Here is a 19,490-nt window from a genome sequence, read left to right on the forward strand (position 1 = left end):
ATTACTCCTTAGGCTCAACTTGGTCTGGCTTCCACGTGCGCAGCACCCAGATAAAGAAGCCAATCAGGAAGAACGCACTTGGTGGGAACGACATCAAGCCGTTGGGGTAGTACCAGCCGCCCTCAGATACCTTGGTAAAGATCTCAACCCCAAACAGGGTGCCGTTACCAAACAGTTCGCGGAAGAAACCAACGGTCAACAGGATCACCGAGTAACCCAAACCGTTACCGATGCCATCAACCAAAGAGCGCAGCGGTGGCTCTTTCATGGCAAAGGCTTCGGCGCGGCCCATCACGATACAGTTGGTGATGATCAAACCAACGAATACCGATAACTGCTTAGAGATTTCAAAGGCATAGGCTTTGAGGATCTGATCCACCACAATCACCAGCGAGGCGATCACCGTCATCTGCACAATGATCCGCACGCTTGAAGGGATGTGATGTCGCATCATCGAGATAAACAGATTAGAGAACATGGTCACCGCGGTCAGGGCCAGTGACATCACCAGCGCGGTCTCCATTCGAGTAGTCACCGCCAGCGCCGAGCACACCCCCAACACCTGCAGCGCAATGGGGTTGTTGGCCCAAATCGGACCAATCAGAACCTCTTTTAACGACTGCTGATTAGCCATTGTTCAGACCTCCTTGTCGTGCTTTGGCGATAAATGGTCCATAGCCTTCGGCGCCCAGCCAAAACTGCAGGCTGTTGGTGACGCCGTTACTGGTTAGGGTTGCGCCGGACAAGCCATCAACCCCGTGGATATCGCCGGGCTTAGCGCCGCCTTTAACCACTTCAATGGCGATCTCACCATTGGCATCAAACGCTTGTTTGTTTGGCCACAGTGCCTTCCATTTTGGGTTTTCCACCTCAGCACCGAGGCCGGGGGTTTCCCCCTGCTCGTAATAGACCATCGCTTTAATGGTGTTGAGATCGTCGGCATCCAGCGCCAAGAAGCCATACATGATCGACCACAGACCGTAGCCGTGTACCGGCAAAATCAAGGTGTCAACGTCGCCGCTGGCGTCTTTAACCAGATACACCAAGCCGTTATCAGCACGGCGACTGATAGAGGCGATGTCATTGGCAGGCTCTTGCGAGGATTCCGGATCTCGCGCCGCTTTGCGCTGATCAAAAGTAACCGCATCAATGCTGCTGTTGAAACTGCCGCTGGCAAAGTCCACCACTCGTGGCTCAACATACTTGCCGTACGTGGCAGCGATATCGCCACCTTCAACGGCAATGCCGGCGGCTTCTAAGATGAACTTCTGCTTATCTTGCAGCTTGTTTTGGATCTGAGTGGGCTTCAGTGCCACCGCAGTCCCCGACACCACCAGCGAACACACTAGGCACAGACCCAGTACCACAGCGACGGTTTTGCCAAAGGTTTCGTTCTTAGCCATGGCGTGCCAACCTCCGTTTGATATTGGACTGAGCAACAAAGTAATCGAACAGCGGTGCCCACAAGTTAGCGAACAAGATCGCCAGCATCATCCCCTCTGGGTAAGCCGGGTTAACCACGCGGATCAACACCACCATCACCCCAATCAACGCGCCATAGGCCCACTTACCTTTGTTGGTAAACGAAGCCGAAACAGGATCGGTCGCCATAAAGAACATGCCGAAGGCGAAACCGCCCATCACCAAGTGCCAAGTCCACGGCACGTTGAACATGCTGTTGCTGTCGGAACCGATAAGGTTAAACAGTGACGCGGTGGCAATCATCCCGGCCATCACCCCCAGCACAATCCGCCATGAGGCGATGCGAGCATAAATAATCGCCAGACCACCGATCAGCAGCGCCAAGGTGCTGGTTTCACCAACCGAACCTTGGATGGTGCCGACAAAGCTGTTCCACCACAGCGGATCCGAGAACGCCTGCATCCAACCGTAGTTGGCAAAGTCGACCGCCCCAGACGCCGCTTGTGACAGCATGGTCGCGCCAGAGTAACCGTCAGCGGCAACCCACACTTCATCACCGGAGATCTGCGCTGGGTAGGCAAAAAACAGGAAGGCACGACCGGCCAGTGCTGGATTTAAGAAGTTACGGCCGGTGCCACCAAACAGCTCCTTGGCCACCACCACACCGAAGGTGATCCCCAAGGCCACCTGCCACAGTGGAATGGTGGCTGGCAGCGTCAGCGCAAACAGCACCGAGGTAACAAAGAAGCCTTCGTTGATCTCATGCTTACGCACCGAGGCAAACACCACCTCCCAAAAACCACCGACCGCGAAGGTGACCGCGTAGATTGGCAGGAAGAAACAGGCGCCGTAGAACATCAACCCGCCGACCCCAAGATCGGCGTTCATCTGGCCACCAACGGCTTCAAACAACGCCACTTGCCACACGTCTGGGGTGGCAAACCCGGCCGCCAGCGCTTCTTGCGCCTGCAGGCCGACGTTGTACATACCGAAGAACATCGCTGGAAAGGTACACAACCACACGGTGATCATCATTCGCTTCAAATCGATATTGTCACGAACGTGAGTGCCGCCCTTGGTGGTGCTGCCCGGGGTGTAGAGAATGGTGGCGACCGCCTCATAGAGGGCGTACCACTTCTCATGTTTGCCGCCCTTTTCAAAGTGCGGCTCAATCTTTTCAATGAAGTTTTTTAAGCTCATCAGCCTTCCCTCTCGATAATATCCAGACAGGCACGCAGGTGGGCGCCGTAATCGTACTTACCTGGACATACGTAGGTGCACAGCGCGAGATCTTCTTCATCCAACTCTAATGCCCCAAGTTGTTGGGCACTGTCGGTGTCACGGGCGATCAAATCCCGCAGCAGCAACGTTGGCAGAATATCCAGCGGCATCACTCGTTCATAGTTGCCAATTGGCACCATGGCGCGCTTGGAGCCGCCGGTGCTGGTGGTCATATTAAACAACTTGGCTGGAGAGAGGTGCGACAGGAATGCGCGGGTGATTGAGTGCTTATCGGCGCCGGGCATCACCCAACCGAACAGCTCTTTTTCATCGCCTTGGCTAAGCGCCGTCAGCTGTTGATGGTAGCGGCCCAAGAACCGATGTGGCCCCTCGGCAGTGCGGCCATACAGCACCGAGCCGGAGATTAATCGCACATGGTCGTCGCTTAGCTGATCTTGCGCCACTTCGGTCAGATCGGCACCGACAACAGTCCGCACCAACCGTGGCTCTTTCACTGCCGGACCGGCAAGCGCAATCACGCGCTCGCTCTGCAGCTGACCACTGGTAAACAGTTGGCCAATGGCAATCACATCTTGATAGCCGATATGCCAGACCATCCGCGAGGCGCTCGCCGGCAGAATGTGGTGAATATGGGTACCGACCAAACCGGCTGGATGCTTACCAGCAAAGCCGTGGCTTTCAACCCCAGAGATCGACTCCGCCAGCGGCGATTGCTGGCCATGACAGAGATGTACTTTACCGTCAGTGAGGCGAGTCAATACCGTCAGACCATCGCGAAAGGCATCGCTGTTTTCGGCAATGATCACCGCTGGATCGGCGCACAATGGGTTGGTATCAACGGCGGTGACGAAGATCGCCGCTGGGTTGCTGCCCAAAACGGGTACCCGCGAAAATGGCCGAGTTCGCAGGGCGGTCCAAAGACCGGAATTAACCAGGTTATCCTGAACTTGTTGTGGGGTCAGTTGCCCCAGTTCAGCGGCTTCGAAACGAGCGAAGTCAATCGCGCCTTGGTCACTGGTTGCAATTACCACCGACTGCAGCACCCGTTGGGCACCACGGTTGATTTCGGTAACGGTTCCAGAAACTGGTGCGGTGAACAACACGCCAGGATTTTTCTTATCCTCAAACAGCGTTTGTCCCTTCAATACAGTGTCACCGACCTTCACCTTCATGGTGGGACGCATGCCAATGTACTCTTCGCCCAAGATAGCAACCCGCGAGCTCTGAGGCCCGTCATGGATCGCCTGTTGTGGCTTGCCGGCGATGGGCAAATCCAATCCTTTGCTTATTGTAATCATACTCACTTGCACTGCGTTGCTGTGAAGTCCATGTACCGAAACGCCGGCGGCAATGTAAGAGAGGGGGAATGATTTAAGACTGCGGACAATCTTGCGGTGACACCCACGCACTCCTAGCGCAAACTTTTTATCCTTTTGCGACCCGCGTCACGGCGACTCGGGCGCATAATACCCCAAGCGCATAGCATGAGCCATGAAAAAAGCACTAACTGACTACCTAAAAATATCTTTTTGATAACACAAGTAACAAACTGTCGCTTTTGGTGCTTTTGCTAGTTATTTCATCTACCTAAGCAATCTGATGTGCAATTAAGTCATTGCTTGTGTCGATGTTTTAATAACAATCACCAGTAATTCAATTGCACCCAAACGGTCAACGTCATTCGCGGTTGCCAGGGGCGATTATTGCCCGTTGCCAACGCACCAAATAGCGTCGCAGTCGCTGAAGATTGTCGCCAATGGGCGTTAAGTACAGCCCCAGTAATGAATCGTGCCCAGCGGCGCTACCACAGCCGAAAGTCAGGCACTTGGGATCGGCTTGTTCGGCGGGGAGCCATTGCCCAAACCAGCGATCCCAACAGGCAAGCGCCGAACCTAAGTTGCAATCACGGTGGGCAATATCATCGCTGTGGTGCAGTTGGTGCTGGGCAGGACTGATAAACCACTTTTCCAGTGGCGTACCCCACGAGATCCACAGGTGGCTATGGCGCAGATTGGCGCCCAACAGATTAAACAAAAACACAAACAGGTTAGCGCCCAAAATATCGTAAACCTGCAGTGAGCTGGCAAACAGAAAATAGCCAATGCCGATAGCCAACCCTTGGCTTAACGCCATCCGACAGGCATAGAGGTAGCTTTCCAACGGATGGCTGCGATAGATGGTCATCGGCGTCAACACCGGCGCACTGTGATGTACCTTGTGGTAATCCCATAGCCACGGCACCTTGTGCATCGCCAAATGCAGTAGGAAGCGGCTGAGATCATCCAGCACGAACAGCAGCAAGGTGAACAGTAAGGTGACCGCCCATTGCGGCCACACCAATGCCAATGGCTGCCCAAACAGCCACTCCAAACCATCACTCACCGCCAGCGCCACCGGCACCATGGTCAGCATCAGTGGCAGCAACAGCAGTGAGCGGATCAGCTTATTGATAACCCACAAGCCAAGATCATGACCAACCGACGGCTGCCGATAGATTTGGCTTGGAAACAGGAAACGCCACAGTGAACGGCTGCCGCTATGCCGTTGCCGCCAATAAAGCGGCAACACCAGCAATAGCGCCCCCAACAGATAGAGGCCAAAGATCCGCTTGGTTGGATCCAACGGATAATTGACCAGTTCAATCAGGTTGCCTGTCAGCTGCTCCAACATGCTCAATAACTTAAGCGATAACCCAAGATAAACTGCTGCGGTCGATTAGGCCGAGCACCGTACGGGCGGCGGCTGACAATCTGCTGCTCATCCAACAGATTATCGACCTTGCCGTAAAGCTTACCGTAGCCACCGAAGTCATAGGCGGCGGCTAAATCCAGAGTCCACAGTGCATCGGTTTCAACCCCTGATAGGGTCACCCCAGTGCCTGCGGCTTCTTTCATGGCGCTAAGGTAGCGACCTTGCAGATCAACACTCCACTTCGCGGCGGTTATCCCAACCCCAAGGGTTAACTGATGCTCTGGCAGATACGGCAGTTGATCACCGGCGCTGACTTGCCCCCAAAGGCTAAAATCGGAATCAAAACTGGTTTGAAACTCACTATCGAGGTAGCTGTAGGACAAACTGAGCGGCAGCTCAAAATCGCCCCAGCGAGCTAAGTGTTCCGCCGCCAGCTCCAGACCATAAACATCGACCTCGCCACCGTTAAACTCGGCGTCGAGATTGTCGAGGCAAGACGCGCCTTGGGAGAACGAACAGCTCTCTTTGAGGTTGTCAAAATCGTTAAAAAACAGCACCGCTTCCACTTTGCTGGTGCCGTTATTAAAGCGGCTACCGAGTTCGTAGTTGATGCTGCTTTCGCTCTCAATGCGCGGATCTTGGGCCGGGCTGGTAGGAACAAAGCCTTCATGTACTCCCGCGAACACCCCAAGGTTATCGCTGACACGATAAAAGGTGCTGATCCCCGGTAGCCAGACATTGGTGGTTTTATCGAGATAATCGCCTTCTTTGCCCGGCTGACGATTTTGATACTCCATATCGAGAAACTCACCACGAACGCCGACGGTGATATCCAGCTTGTCCCAGCTCAGGGTGTCTTGCAGGTACAGCGACCAGGCGCTGGTTTTCTCTCGGTTTAAGGTGGTTGTCGCCCGCGGATCTGTGGTTCTGAGCAACACCCCGGACTGCATCGCAAAGGCGTCTTCGGTGTGGTTACGTTCAATTTGATCTTGATGGAACCGTACTCCGCCGTGGAGGTTATGCTCAAATCCCCACAGTGGCAGTTGCCAGCGCCAATCGCTTTGCAGCCCTTGCGAGAAGTAATCACGATCATTGGTTCCAATCAGCAGATTGTCGGCGCCATTGATGGCACTGCTGTCCGCCGCCCCAATCAATACTTGGTAAAACGCGTCATTAACCCCTTGATTGGGGTTTTGCAGCAGCGAGGAGAGATCCGGGCCATCGACAAAGCCATTGAGCTTAAACCACGCCCGCGACAGATCATTCCGATAAGCCTTGGTGCTGACATCAAAGCCCTCCCCCTCAATAAAATGAGTCAACTGGAACTGGCTATGCTCCCAGTTCATGTTATCGAGGCTGCTGGCGACGTAACGACGATTCGGCTGGGCGGCAAAATCGCTGTCGGTTAGGCCAAGGTAGGTTTCATCGGAATCTTCATCGGCGTACACCAACTTCAGCTCCAACAGTTGATTTACCTTGTCCCCTTGCCAGTCGTAGCGCAGTTTGGCCATCACTTCGTTTTTAGAAAAGCCGGTGTCACCGCCGCCGTCGAGCTGCTTGTAACCATCACTTTCAACATGCACCCCTTCCAGCAGCACGCCGATGCCGTTATCAAAACGATCGCCGACGTAGCCATGGCCTTTTAGGTAGCCATCACTACCACCAGCGATGTCCGCCATCGCCGCCAAACTGTCCGGCACCGAACGGCTGACCAAGTTCAGCGCCCCAGCAACGGTGTAAGGGCCATATTTAATCGCGGCCGGCCCCTTAAACACCTCAACCGCCGTCATTTTAGCCATCATCGGAAAGTAGTAAGCGGCCGAGGCGGAATAGGGTGCAGGGGCAATCAGCACGCCATCTTCCATTAAGGTGATCTTCTTACTGCGCTCTGGCGTCACTCCGCGAAAACCGATGTTCGGCCGCAAGCCATAACCATCTTCGCTGCGAATATTGATCCCCGGTACTGTCGCCAAAATGCGCTCGATGTCGTCGAAGCTGAATTTTTGCAACTGCAGTTCATCGATCACCGTGGTTGAGCCCGCTTCGGTGCGCAGGCTGTCTTGCTGACCCAAGATCTGAATGGTTTCCAAATAACGATCGGTTTGGGTGTCATCCGCCAGCGCAGATGCAGCGCAAAACAGCAGCCCGCCAAAGCCAAGCATGGATCCTTGCTGGTTCAAAGCATTGCTCGCCATCAGTCATTATCCCCCGCCGAGGTCGCCGGTAATTCCAGCGCTAAGTCATTAATAAAATCGACTTTCAGCTGATCGGTTATCGCTTTGGTTTGGCTGTGCAGCTGACGCACGGCATCTGGGTCATCGTTCAATTGAGCAACCAATGAAGCACCAAGCGCCACCTGACTGGCCAGCGCTTGGTCAATGTCACTGAGGATCTGCACTGCCAACTGATTGCTGCCAACCTCATTGAGGTAATCGTCAAAGCCGACACCATCGACGCCCGAGCCATCAACCCCAGTAAATAACCGACGCAAGGCGCTCAAGTTATTGCCAACGTTACTCAGCGAGCTGGCACTTAAGCCAGACTCCAACGCATTGGCACAAGCGTCGTCGCAACTGTTGGCGAACTGCTGCAGCGGGCTATCGAGCTTGGCGTCTTTGGTAAAACCATCGATATAAAACAAGCCATCGCTGATGGCATTCACCGCGCTTTGGGCGTCGCTAAAATCACTGCCAGGCTGACCGGCACGGTTCAGTTCAGCGGCGTAGCTTTGCCACTGATTAGTTAGGGCATTGAGGTTCGTCAGCAGATCATCGCTGGCGGCTTTGGCAAACCGGCAACGGGCCAGACGACGATCGTCGTCACTGCGATCATTCCAATTGGCAGGAGCCACACTGGCTGGGCATTGATGGGCCAAACTGGGGGCAAACAGCAGATACTCCAGCGCATCCAACCCCTTACGAGTATCCGTGCGCAAAGTAATGTCGTAGGGCTGACCGGCAACCTCACCGCTTTCAAACAACACCACCTCTTGATCGACCGCGCAGCGATTCACCAGTGGCCATGAATAGATGCGATTACGCAGGGCGTTATTGTCGGCCGCCAATGGGCCGATTTGCATCAACTCCGCTTGCTGCCACCACGCCATCAATGCCAGCCACTGAGTTTGCGCTAACGCCGCGGCATCATCACGAGCTTGCTCGCCTCCACTGCCGCCATTCAGCGCCGCCTGAGCCGTGCACAAGCTTTGCAGCTGATTCGACAATTCAGCGGCACTGGCCGCGGCATTGGTAAAAACCGGGGTGATGACGTTATCGGTCAGATTACTGATCAGCGCCAATTGCTCAAAATCACTGCCGGAGGTTGGCGGCGGGCTGTTATCACCACCGCCAAAATCTGGGCCAGCGCTGCTGGAACCGCTCTCGCCACAGCCGCTCAATAGGCCGAGCAGCAGCAAACTCATCAAGGTCTGTTTCATGGTTTCTCCCTCAATCAAAGCTCCGATAACGGCAATAGCCCAACCGTTACCGATTGGGCTAAAACCGTAGGAGCTGATTTGAATTACCAGTTGGCGACGTTCTCGGCGTTAAAGCCGTAAGCGTTTTGCAGCAGATCCCGCGCACTTTGCAGATCAGCAAGGTAAGCCGCGCGGTCGTTGTCATTAGCAAACACCGGAGCATCCCCGACCAGCTGCTGGAACTGAGCAAAATCGGCATCGGACAGCGGGCTGTGGCGGTTAAACTGCAGCCCTAAACCGAAGCCTTTGAGCTCTGACCAATGCTTGGCTAAGTCGGTGAAGCTAAACGCTTCGGTGCCGTAGCTGTTCAAATCGTTGCTGGTGTCATTGATGTAGTGCACCACCGTGGCAGCAATGGAACGTTCCCAGGCATCTAGGGCATCCAGTGCATGCCCCTGCAGCTCGGTCATCTGGGCATCAGACAATGCCCCTTGGGTATTGGCAATCAACTGGCGACCGGCAATAAAGGCGGTCATCGCTTGGGTGGTGTAGTGGGTGGGAACCGTGGCACCAAGATCACGCTTGGCAGCGTTTACCGCTTGGCCGAAGTTGTATTCTGAAAACAGATCAATACTGCCATTTCCGCTGGTGTCGAAATAGCCTTGACTCCAGCCGTCACGACCGCCCTTAGCGGCAATCTCTTGGTCGCTGTAATCGAGGTAATCACGAGCGGCACCGAAGTAGCCAAAGCCTTCGTCAAATTGGTGTTCCAGGTTGGTGTAGCTTTTGCCATCGACATTCATGGTGTTGTCGGTCAGCAGCCCCTTACCTTCGGTATCAAAATCAAGGTAATCATCGGCGCCCTGAGAATAAGCCACCGCCATCAACAAAAACTTCTGGAGCAGTTGCTTTAAGTCGCGACCGTTGCTGGAGACATAAACCGGCAGCGGATTGCCAGCCGCATCTTGTCGCACTTGGCCGGCAATGACCTCGGCGGTGTTGTCCGCCAACTCTGCAAACAAAGCTTCCACCAGTCCTTGCGGCGTGGTGCTGCCTGCCGCCCCCCAGCCAACAAAGTCACCGTTATTCCAATCCTTATGCTGACCACTGGCATCATTTCCAGCGATCTTGCCGATCAAGTTTTTGTCGCTGGACGATAGCGCCCGCAAATTGGTTTGCTCACTGTTGGCCACCAGATTCACCGCAAAGTCATCGGCAACCAGATCGTAATTTTCAACTAAGAAGTAGCTGTTAAGTTTGGCCAGCACCGCATCGCGGCTGACTAACGTGCCCGCCTCGGCATCGTTTTCCAGATCATTGGCGATGTAAGCGTTCAGTTCAGCAATCAACACATGGCGAGTGGTTTGACCGCCGTAGCTCACGCTCGACGCGCTGGTATCGTCGTATTTGCTAGTGAACTGATAGCTATCCATCAGATCATTGACACTAATGGTCAAGGTTTTGCTGAAGCTCGCTCCGGCGGCATCGGTAACGGAGACCTCGACCTCAGCGGTTTCGGCTTGTTCAAAATCCATCACCATCGCCGCCGCCAATGACAAGCTATTGCCACTGATCACAAAGGCGTTATTGCTGGTGGTAAAGGTAAAGCTATCGCCGCTGTCAGCATCAACAGCGCTCAGCTCGCCAATCACCGCCGCGGGGGCATTCTCGTCAACGCTGGCGCTGCTCAGGGTAATGTCGGTTGGTGCCGAGTTGGTTGGAGTCGGGGCTGGAGGAGTGCTGTCGCTGGATGAACCACCACCGCAAGCGGATAGCATCACGGTGGAGGAAATAAGCAGTGCCAGAGTAGAACGAGTCATGGTGTTTTCCCTATGTACAAGCCATTGAATCAACTTCAGTTGGCAACATTATGGCTACACCATTAACACAATTGCAAACGCGAATTAGTATTATTTAAATAAGCAACTCGATTGCCTTCTAGTTTAATCTCATCCACAAAAACGATGCTGATAAACGCAACAAGCCGCGCAGAGCACGGCTTGTTGGGTCATATTTACACGCGTTTAGTCAGTCACTTGGTTGCAGCAGTTCCGGTGCCAGTGTCAGCGATTCATTACGATTAACGCCGATGCCGCGCGCCAAAATATCGCTGGCGATCGCCTTGGCCTCATCCAGCGAATGCATCTGATAGGTACCGCACTGATAAAGGTTTAATTCTGGGATCTGCTCTTGGCGCTCGACGGTCAGGACATCTTCCATACTCGCCCGCCACGCCTGTGCCACTTCGGTTTCGGTTGGCGTGCCAATTAGGCTCATATAAAAGCCGGTGCGACAGCCCATCGGCGAGATATCGATGATCTCTTGGTCACCGTGGTTCAAATGGTTGCGCATAAAGCCGGCGAACAGATGCTCTAAAGTGTGAATGCCGCGCTCCGATAGGATCTCAGCATTGGGTAAGCAAAAGCGCAGATCAAACACGGTGATTAAATCACCGCTTGGGGTGGTCATACTCTTGGCAACCCGCACCGCCGGTGCGGCCATCTTGGTGTGATCCACGGTAAAACTGTCCAGCAGTGGCATCGATATTCCCTCTCGTTAGGCTTGGACAAAAATTAACCCCGCACTCAGGCGGGGTCAAATCTTTAGGTTGTCAGTACAGCCTAGGGCGTGATGATGTTTGGTGTTCATGATTTGATTTTGGCGATGAGAAGCGTACCACTACCAGCGGTTGGCTTCCTCTCCCCAGCTCAATCGTGAACGTTGCACTTATTATCTGAATTCAGGCAACACGCCCTAATACTGCAGCATCAGCGCATCGTAGCTGTTTTCTGAAATCGCATGGTATTGACGCACCCCATCAGCAAAGCTCTGATACGCATCCAACACCTTTTTCATCTGTGGATCTTTGGCGCTTTGTTCGGCCATCACCTGACTCGCGGCTTTTTCCAGTGCCGTCAACACTTCTGGCGGCCACGGTTTTATCTGCACACCATGCTCGTCAACCAGACTGCGCAGCGCGTCAATATTGCGGGCAGTGTATTCATCCAACATCGCCTGATTCACCGCTTGCGCGGCAGTGGTAACGATCGCCTGCAGATCCGCTGGCAGCGCATTAAAAGCTTTCTCGTTAATCAAAAACTCTAAGGTGGTACCCGGCTCATGCCAGCCTGGGTAATAGTAAAATTTGGCAGCTTTGTGCAAGCCAAACGCCAGATCGTTGTAGGGGCCAACCCACTCAGTAGCATCAATGGCACCGGTTTGCAGCGCGGTAAATAGCTCACCACCGGGCAAGGTTACTGGCACCCCACCTAACCGCGACAGCACTTCTCCGCCAAGCCCAGGGATCCGCATCTTAAGCCCATCAAGATCTTCCAGGCCGTTGATCTCTTTATTAAACCAACCGCCCATCTGCACCCCACTGTTACCACCAGGCATCGGGATCAGGCCATAGGGCTTGTACAACTCTTGCCACAGTTCTAGGCCACCACCTTGATTAAGCCAGCCATTCATCTGCTGCGCGTTCATGCCAAAAGGGATGGTGGTAAACACCTGTGCCGCTGGCACTTTGCCTTTCCAGTAATAGGCGGCAGCATGACCCATTTCGGCAGTACCGGCACTGACGGTATCAAACACTTCAAAGGCCGGCACCAGATCGCCAGCACCATAAACCTTAACGGTCAGACGACCACCAGACATCGCTGCCACTTTCTCGGCAAAACGCTCTGGGGCGACCCCAAGACCGGGGAAATTTTTTGGCCAAGTGGTCACCAATTTCCATTGATAGGTTTGCACCGGTTCAGCAGCAGCGGTATCAGTGCTTGCCTCTTTGGCCTGTTGATTACAGCCGGTTAGTCCCAATACCAGCGCCGCCGCCAGTGCTTGCCAAGATCGTTTGCTCCAGGTTTTCATCGGTTTCTCCTGTTAACCGTAGATTTGCTCGGGAAGCCAAGTGGCAAGTTGCGGCCACAGTGCCAGCAACAACATCATCACCAGTTGAATTGCAATAAAGGGCGCCACGCCACGGTACAACATGCCGCTGCTCAGTTGCGGCGGCGCCACACCGCGCAGATAGAACAGCGCAAAGCCAAACGGCGGTGTTAAAAATGAGGTTTGTAGATTGAGACCAATCATGATCCCAAGCCAAACCGGATCAAGCCCCAACATCAGCAGTGTCGGTGCCACCATCGGTACCACCACAAAAGTGATCTCGATAAAATCCAAGATAAAACCGAGTAAAAAGATCACCAACATCACAATGATAGTCGCCCCAATCACCCCGCCGGGGAGATCCGATAAAGCGCGGTGAATGATCTCTTCCCCACCAAGACCGCGGAACACCAATGAAAATAGTGCCGCGCCGATTAAGATCATAAACACCATGCTGGTGACTTTGACGGTCTCTTGCAACACGTCATTAAGCCGTGACCAATTCATCTGGCGCCGTGCCAGCGCCAGTGCGAGCGCCCCAAGGGCCCCAACCGCTGCCGCTTCGGTTGGAGTGGCCACGCCCATAAGAATCGATCCCAACACCAACAAGATCAGCGCAATCGGCGGCAACAGCGCCGAGCCAACCGTTGTTAGCAATTTAGCGTCCAGCGGCACCGCGGTTGTCGGTTCAAATTTGTCCGGCGAACGATGCGCCAGATAGAGGGTGTAGAGGATATAAAGCAGCACCAATATCAGCCCTGGAATGATCGCTCCGGCGAAGAGATCACCGACCGACACCGTTTTCGGCGAGAACATCCCCAGCTCTAACTGCGCTTGTTGATAGGCGCTAGAGAGCACATCCCCGAGCAGCACCAACGCTATCGACGGCGGAATGATCTGCCCTAAGGTGCCAGTCGCGCAGATAGCCCCTGCAGCGTAGGCTGGATCGTAACCGCGCTTCAGCATCGCTGGCAGCGACAACAGCCCCATGGTAACCACGGTCGCACCGACGATGCCGGTACTGGCCGCCAGTAGCATCCCCACCAGCAGCACTGAAATCGCCAACCCCGCGCGAACCCGACCAAACAGTTGCCCCATCGCATCCAGCAGTTGCTCGGCCAACTTGGAGCGTTCCAGCACCAAGCCCATCATCACAAACAGTGGCACCGCCATCAGGGTTTGGTTGTTCAAGATGCCAAACAACCGATTGGGTAAGGCCCCCAAAAAGGCACTGTCAAAGTCACCAGTAACGATGCCAATCAGGGCAAACCACAACGCGGTGCCCGCCAAGGCAAACGCCACTGGGAAACCGGTCAGCAGCACTAAACAGACACACAAAAACAGCAGAAAGGCCATCATGAGCGGGCTCCACTGAGGGTTGTGATGCAGCGCCCCACCTCGGCGATGGTCTGCAATAACAAAGCCAGCACCAACCCTAAAATCAATGATTTTTGCAGGTAAACCAGCGGTAACCCGCCGGCTTCTGGGGATCCCTCCCAGCGCTGCCAGCTAACCATCACGTAATCCCAACTGCTATAACCGAAAAACAGCAATACCGGCAGCAACAGCAGCAGTAATCCGGTCAAATCCACCGCCGCTTGCCGCCGCGTTGACCAGTGCTGATAAAAGATATCGACTCGTACATGGCCTTGGTGCAGCAGGGTAAATCCTGCCCCTAAGGTAAATACCGCGCCATGCAGATAGAGTACCGATTCTTGCAAAGCAATCGAGCCGACCTCAAAGCCATAGCGGAGCAGCACCACCAGTCCCGCCAGCAGCGCCATCAACAACAGCAGCGTCGCAGTTATATTGCCCAGCCAGCGGCTGACTCGGTCAATGGCGGCTATCCATGTCGCCGTTTTTATCATTGTTGCCCCAACCATCAATGCAGTGATATCAACATCATCTTTATCACTACCGAAAGCAACCCGGCGCCGATATCCGCAAAAAGTCTAATGACCTGCAGACGTAAAAAAGCCGAGGCGGGCAACCTCGGCTGAATATCTCTTCTTTTATGGGAAGCCTAGCTAACGCAACTTGGGGTGCGCGGGGCTCCGCCCTGCTCGGCCCACTCCTCTGGCGTGTAGGTATGCAGTGCCAACGCATGCAGTTCGCCGGCCAACTCGGCTGCCAACAAGCCATTTATCCGACGATGACGGGCCAGCAAGCGCTCCCCACCAAACAGATCGCTGACCACGATCAGTTTGTAGTGGCTGTCAGTCGCTGGACCTCGATGCATGTGACTTTCATTAATCACCTCAAGGTGGCTTGGCGACAGGCCTGCGGTAACTTTGTCGGTAATGATCTGCTGCATAGACATGGCAGGACTCCTGTTGGGCGTAACAAATGGCTGTTGATTGCGTCTGTTATAGCGAATTAGCAATGCCAATAACAGTCGATAAAATCGATGAGCATTAGCCAGTTATTGTCGATGAAAGTTTGGGATAACCTGGCGAAAGGTCAGGCTTATGCGCGGCTTATCCAATTTGCAGCGACCAAGACTGTGGTAAACCCCAGCAGGCAACCACAGCAAGCTGCCAGGGGCCAGTGATACCCCAACCGATGGCCCAGGTTGCCAGCGCAGCCGCAAGGTACGCGCAGCCCCCAGTGACACAATCGCCAGATCGGGGGTCGCTCCCAGTTCCGGTTCATTGTCGCGGTGCCAGCCCATCCGCTCACTGCCGTCGCGGTAATAGTTGGCCAACAGAGCATTAAACTGCCACTGGCCAAATTGATTGAGCTGCGCGGTCAATTGTTGCAGCTCTGACGACAGCGGTTCTGGCGCCAACAGCAGGCCACTGTAACGATAATCGCAGCCAGATTGCCCCAAGTAACACTGCCGCCGTGGGATCCGGTGACTTTTACCAAATACGGTTACCTGAGGTTGCTGCCAAGGTAGCCGCTGTAACGACGGCCATAACGCCTGCTGTTGCTCATTTGCCAGCCAATCAGGCCAATAACGACCAAGCAAGCGACCACTATCATCATAAAGCGACTGTTGTTGCTGCATCATCTTTGACAAAATTACCCTTTTCATCCTTCATAACTGGCCCGCGACCATGACCTCATTTATCGAACAGCTCAGCCTTGAGCGCTTTCCGCCAATGGCCGATTCTCAACTGCAGGCATGGGATGCCGCCGACGAGTTGCTGCTCGACCAGCATCAGCTTGGCGAAGGTGCAATCTGGATATTAAACGATCATTTTGGCGCCTTGGGTTGCGGCTTACGCTTGGCCGACAACGACCGACCGCTGTATTGGGTCAATGATTCCTTCGTTGCTCATCAAGCATTAGCGCACAACCTTGAGCAAAATACCCTTGAACCACTTGAGTGCCAGCAGCAGATTGAACAGTTACAAGGGGTAGACGCCCCCGCCGGGATCATCATCAAACTGCCGCGCAACTTGAAGCTGCTGAGCAACCAGTTGGATTGGCTCAATGCGCACCTGCCAGCGGGCACGCCGGTGGTTATCGGTGCCCGCCAGCGAGATATGCCATCAACCTTGCCGGAGCTAACCCGCCAGCTGCTGGACGACACTCGGCCATCACGCGCCATCAAAAAAGCGCGCCTTATCTACGGTGTGCTTAGTGGTCGTCAAAGCGGTCAAGCCGAGCTAACCAGTTGGCACTGCGCGGAACTGGGTCAAACCATCCACAACTTGGCCAACACCTATGGCGGCAAGCAGTTGGACATTGGCGCCCGGTTGCTGCTGGAGAACCTGCCTAAGTGCAACGGTGAGATGATCGATCTGGGTTGCGGTAATGGCGTACTGACCATCGCCATGGCCAAAGCCAACCCAGATTGCCAGATCATCGCCACCGATGAATCTTGGCACGGTCTTGAAGCATGCAAGCTGAACAGCGAAGCGTACAGTGACCGCATCGATTATCAGTGGAACGATTGCCTCTCCGGCGTTGAAGGCGGTAGCGTTGACTTGGTACTGTGCAACCCGCCATTCCACCAACAACAAGCGGTAACCGATCATATCGCCTGGCAGATGTTCCGTGATGCTAAGCGGGTACTGAAAACCGGCGGTAAGCTGCGAATTGTCGGCAATCGTCATCTGGCCTACCACATCAAGTTAACCCGCTTGTTTGGTGGCTGCGAAACCATCGCCGCTAACGCCAAATTTGTGGTTTTGGAAGCGCAAAAGCGTCGCCAAGTAAGTGACTATTAACAATTAGATCAAGGACGTTCGTTATGAACCATCGCATCACTCTGACTTTGCTTGCCACGCTGGCGCTGCTTGGCGGTTGTGCTAACCAACCGCATCAGTTGATCTTAAAACCGGTTGAAACCCAAGTCAGTCAGGCTCTGCCAAGCCATCTGAGCTTGTCAGTCAGTAGCCGCGATCTGCGCAGCGAAACCTATCTAGGACGGATCACTGAAGCCGGTGAACCGGCGTTGTTGCTAAACGCCACCGTTAATCCACGGCAACTGTTCGAGGATGGCCTGCGCCAAGGGTTGGCACAGCAGGGTTATGCGGTAAGCGCCGACCAAGGTGATGTAGCCATCGCTCTGCAACTGGATCGGCTGGTGGTCGATGTTGAGCAGTTCACCCTGAAGCACAGCGGCAACAGCGAAGCGGCAATCACCTTGGTATTAAGCAATGCCAAGCAGCAACTGACCAAACGCTTTAGCGCCAAAGGCAGCTTTAATGGGGTGATGGCCGTCGAAGCATCAGAGATGGAAACCCACCTAAATCAGCAAGTGCAACAACTGTTGAATGCGGTACTAAAGGATCAGGAGATCCAGCAATTTATCCAAGGAAGTGAAGCATGAAAACGGTCGTGCAAGCCATTATCGGCTGCCTGTTAACGGCGTTACTGTGGCCAGCGGCAGCGGATGAGATCCAATCTGATAACCTGTTTCCAGTGGTCGAGTTAACCACCAACCATGGCACCATCGTCGTCGAATTAGATCGCAGCCGAGCACCACTGACAGTCGATAATTTTTTGCACTATGTGGTCAGCGGCGCCTACGACAACACCATCTTTCACCGCGTCGTCAGCGACTTTGTGGTGCAAGGCGGTGGCTACAATCCAGAATTGATTGAGGTCAAAGAGCGTGAGCAGTTGGTCAACGAGTCCGGCAACGGCCTACGCAATACCCTTGGCACCATTGCCATGGCACGTACCAACGAGCCCCACAGCGCCACCAGTCAGTTCTATTTCAATCTGGCCGATAACCTCAATCTTGATCCCTCCACCCGCCGCTGGGGTTATGCGGTATTTGGCGAGATCACCGCAGGCCTAGAGATCTTAGAAAAGATGGGCTTGGTCGCCACCGGCTATAACGCGGAGTTAGCTGCGCCGAATGTGCCGCTTGAGCCTTTACTGCTGGTTAGCGCCAAGCTCAAACCGGAATAAACGATTATCGCGTTTAGCCATTGGTATTAAAGCCCAGAGTCGCTACTCTGGGCTTTATTTATATGATTCATAAGGTTAACGGATGATCAGCAGCCAACCTAAACCGCTGTGGGACAGTCTTGCCGTATACGCCCATAAACGGGTGCTGAGCCTGTTTGCCTTGGGGTTTTCCTCTGGCCTGCCGTTGGCGCTGGTATTCGGCACTCTATCGTTTTGGCTGCGAGAAGCGGGTATTGAACGCGCCACCATCGGTTTCTTAAGTTGGGTGGCGCTGACCTACTCGTTTAAATTTCTGTGGGCACCGCTGGTGGATCGCCTGCCGTTACCACTGCTGACCGCCCTACTCGGCCGACGCCGCAGTTGGCTGCTGCTGACCCAATTGCTGCTGATGGCGGCGTTGGCAGCGATGGCGGCAACCGATCCGCAACAGGATCTCAGCCGCTTAGTATTACTGGCTCTGCTGGTGGCCTTTGCTTCGGCTACTCAAGATATTGTGGTTGATGCGTTTCGCATTGAAGCGGCGCCGGAATCGATGCAAGCGGCGCTGGCGGCGGCTTACCAGATGGGCTACCGACTGGCGATGATCGCCTCCGGTGCTGGCGCATTGGCCATTGCCGCATGGGCCGATCCCAACCCCGATGGCTACCACGCTGCGGCGTGGCAAACCGCCTATTTAGCGATGGCGGCACTGATGCTTATCGGCTTAACGGCCACGCTAATGAGCCGCGAGCCACAACTGCCAGTGGCAGCCCAACCCAAAGCCTGCGATGGCTGGCAAGATTGGCTCTACCAAGCCTTTGTCGCCCCCTTTGCCGACTTCTTTCAGCGCTACGGCAAACAAGCGCTGCTGATCCTAGCGTTAATCGCCACCTACCGCTTGGCAGACATCGTTATGGGAGTGATGGCCAATGTGTTTTATGTCGATATGGGCTATAGCAAAGGCGAAATTGCCGCCATTGCCAAGGTATTTGGGGTCTTGATGACGCTGCTGGGCGCGGCCATCGGTGGCGCCTTGGTGTATCGCTTTGGCACGCTAAAGGTGCTGTTCCTTGGTGGCTTTTTGGTGGCAATAACCAACCTACTGTTTGCCTGGTTGGCGAGCGTCGGCCATAACCTGACGCTGCTGACGGTGGCTATCTCCATCGATAATTTCAGCGCAGGGATCGCCACCAGCGCCTTTATCGCTTATCTATCCAGCCTCACCAACATCGCCTACAGTGCCACCCAGTACGCGCTACTGTCATCGATGATGTTACTGTTTCCTAAGTTTGTTGCTGGATTCTCTGGGGTGATGGTCGATAGCCTCGGCTACGTCGGCTTCTTTGTCGCAGTCAGCATCATGGGCTTACCGGTGTTGGTGCTGATCGCCATTTTAGCCAAGCACACTAAAAACGACGGCAGCGCTGATACCGCACAGCCCGAGCCGCCCCAATCCTAACGCCGTAACCAACAAGGCCACCGT

18 protein-coding genes are annotated in these 19,490 nt (G+C 54.4%); 4 read left to right on the plus strand and 14 right to left on the minus strand.

Annotation, left to right across the window (positions count from 1 at the left end; all coding sequences use genetic code 11):
- Window position 1: 1 nt before the first annotated feature.
- The 14 genes from G506_RS0115500 to G506_RS19930 all read right to left on the minus strand — a co-directional run bounded on the left by G506_RS0115500 (window position 2) and on the right by G506_RS19930 (window position 15,695).
- Window positions 2-634, minus strand: a complete 633-nt coding sequence (locus tag G506_RS0115500) for an NADH:ubiquinone reductase (Na(+)-transporting) subunit D (RefSeq protein WP_028117664.1) — start codon at window positions 632-634, stop codon at window positions 2-4.
- A complete protein-coding gene (locus G506_RS0115505; protein WP_028117665.1) occupies window positions 627-1,403 on the minus strand; it encodes a Na(+)-translocating NADH-quinone reductase subunit C in 777 nt (258 codons plus the stop codon). The genes G506_RS0115500 and G506_RS0115505 overlap by 8 nt, the downstream gene beginning before the upstream one ends.
- Window positions 1,396-2,622, minus strand: coding sequence for an NADH:ubiquinone reductase (Na(+)-transporting) subunit B (locus G506_RS0115510; protein WP_028117666.1), 1,227 nt, complete (start codon window positions 2,620-2,622; stop codon window positions 1,396-1,398). Before G506_RS0115510 ends, G506_RS0115505 begins: the two co-directional genes overlap by 8 nt.
- Window positions 2,622-3,962, minus strand: coding sequence for a Na(+)-translocating NADH-quinone reductase subunit A (locus G506_RS0115515; RefSeq protein ID WP_028117667.1), 1,341 nt, complete (start codon window positions 3,960-3,962; stop codon window positions 2,622-2,624). Before G506_RS0115515 ends, G506_RS0115510 begins: the two co-directional genes overlap by 1 nt.
- A gap of 379 nt (window positions 3,963-4,341) precedes the next feature.
- Entirely contained in the window at window positions 4,342-5,334 is a 993-nt protein-coding gene (locus G506_RS19925) for a sterol desaturase family protein (protein WP_205619507.1), read from the minus strand.
- A 2-nt stretch (window positions 5,335-5,336) separates the two neighbouring features.
- A complete protein-coding gene (locus tag G506_RS0115525; RefSeq protein ID WP_028117668.1) occupies window positions 5,337-7,550 on the minus strand; it encodes a TonB-dependent receptor family protein in 2,214 nt (737 codons plus the stop codon).
- Window positions 7,550-8,791 carry an imelysin family protein gene (locus G506_RS0115530; RefSeq protein ID WP_028117669.1) on the minus strand — a complete coding sequence of 414 codons (1,242 nt, stop codon included), beginning with the start codon at window positions 8,789-8,791 and terminating at the stop codon, window positions 7,550-7,552. Before G506_RS0115530 ends, G506_RS0115525 begins: the two co-directional genes overlap by 1 nt.
- Before the next feature lie 83 nt (window positions 8,792-8,874).
- A complete protein-coding gene (locus G506_RS0115535) occupies window positions 8,875-10,590 on the minus strand; it encodes a DUF4856 domain-containing protein (protein ID WP_028117670.1) in 1,716 nt (571 codons plus the stop codon).
- 208 nt (window positions 10,591-10,798) lie between these two features.
- Window positions 10,799-11,311, minus strand: coding sequence for an S-ribosylhomocysteine lyase (gene luxS, locus G506_RS0115540; RefSeq protein ID WP_028117671.1), 513 nt, complete (start codon window positions 11,309-11,311; stop codon window positions 10,799-10,801).
- Window positions 11,312-11,524: 213 nt separating this feature from the next.
- Complete coding sequence (locus G506_RS0115545; RefSeq protein WP_035387430.1) at window positions 11,525-12,640, minus strand: TRAP transporter substrate-binding protein; 1,116 nt, start codon at window positions 12,638-12,640, stop codon at window positions 11,525-11,527.
- 12 nt (window positions 12,641-12,652) lie between these two features.
- Window positions 12,653-14,014: a TRAP transporter large permease gene (locus tag G506_RS0115550; protein WP_205619510.1), complete on the minus strand. Its 1,362-nt coding sequence runs from the start codon at window positions 14,012-14,014 to the stop codon at window positions 12,653-12,655.
- On the minus strand, window positions 14,014-14,526 hold the full coding sequence (locus G506_RS0115555) for a TRAP transporter small permease subunit (protein WP_028117674.1): 513 nt from the start codon (window positions 14,524-14,526) through the stop codon (window positions 14,014-14,016). The genes G506_RS0115550 and G506_RS0115555 overlap by 1 nt, the downstream gene beginning before the upstream one ends.
- A 155-nt stretch (window positions 14,527-14,681) precedes the next feature.
- Window positions 14,682-14,978, minus strand: a complete 297-nt coding sequence (locus tag G506_RS0115560) for a BolA family protein (RefSeq protein ID WP_028117675.1) — start codon at window positions 14,976-14,978, stop codon at window positions 14,682-14,684.
- A gap of 102 nt (window positions 14,979-15,080) precedes the next feature.
- On the minus strand, window positions 15,081-15,695 hold the full coding sequence (locus G506_RS19930) for an alpha-ketoglutarate-dependent dioxygenase AlkB family protein (protein ID WP_084631496.1): 615 nt from the start codon (window positions 15,693-15,695) through the stop codon (window positions 15,081-15,083).
- A gap of 22 nt (window positions 15,696-15,717) precedes the next feature.
- Between G506_RS19930 and G506_RS0115570 the strand changes: the two genes are divergently transcribed.
- The 4 genes from G506_RS0115570 (at window position 15,718) to G506_RS0115585 (ending at window position 19,466) form a co-directional block, all read left to right on the plus strand.
- Entirely contained in the window at window positions 15,718-16,836 is a 1,119-nt protein-coding gene (locus tag G506_RS0115570) for a methyltransferase (protein ID WP_028117676.1), read from the plus strand.
- A 23-nt stretch (window positions 16,837-16,859) separates the two neighbouring features.
- A complete protein-coding gene (locus G506_RS0115575) occupies window positions 16,860-17,441 on the plus strand; it encodes a YajG family lipoprotein (protein ID WP_028117677.1) in 582 nt (193 codons plus the stop codon).
- Complete coding sequence (locus G506_RS0115580) at window positions 17,438-18,028, plus strand: peptidylprolyl isomerase (protein WP_051202189.1); 591 nt, start codon at window positions 17,438-17,440, stop codon at window positions 18,026-18,028. The genes G506_RS0115575 and G506_RS0115580 overlap by 4 nt, the downstream gene beginning before the upstream one ends.
- An 82-nt stretch (window positions 18,029-18,110) precedes the next feature.
- Entirely contained in the window at window positions 18,111-19,466 is a 1,356-nt protein-coding gene (locus G506_RS0115585; protein WP_028117679.1) for an AmpG family muropeptide MFS transporter, read from the plus strand.
- Window positions 19,467-19,490 lie beyond the last annotated feature (24 nt).

Origin of the sequence: Ferrimonas senticii DSM 18821 (assembly GCF_000422665.1) — a bacterium.
GTDB classification, from domain to species: domain Bacteria; phylum Pseudomonadota; class Gammaproteobacteria; order Enterobacterales; family Shewanellaceae; genus Ferrimonas; species Ferrimonas senticii.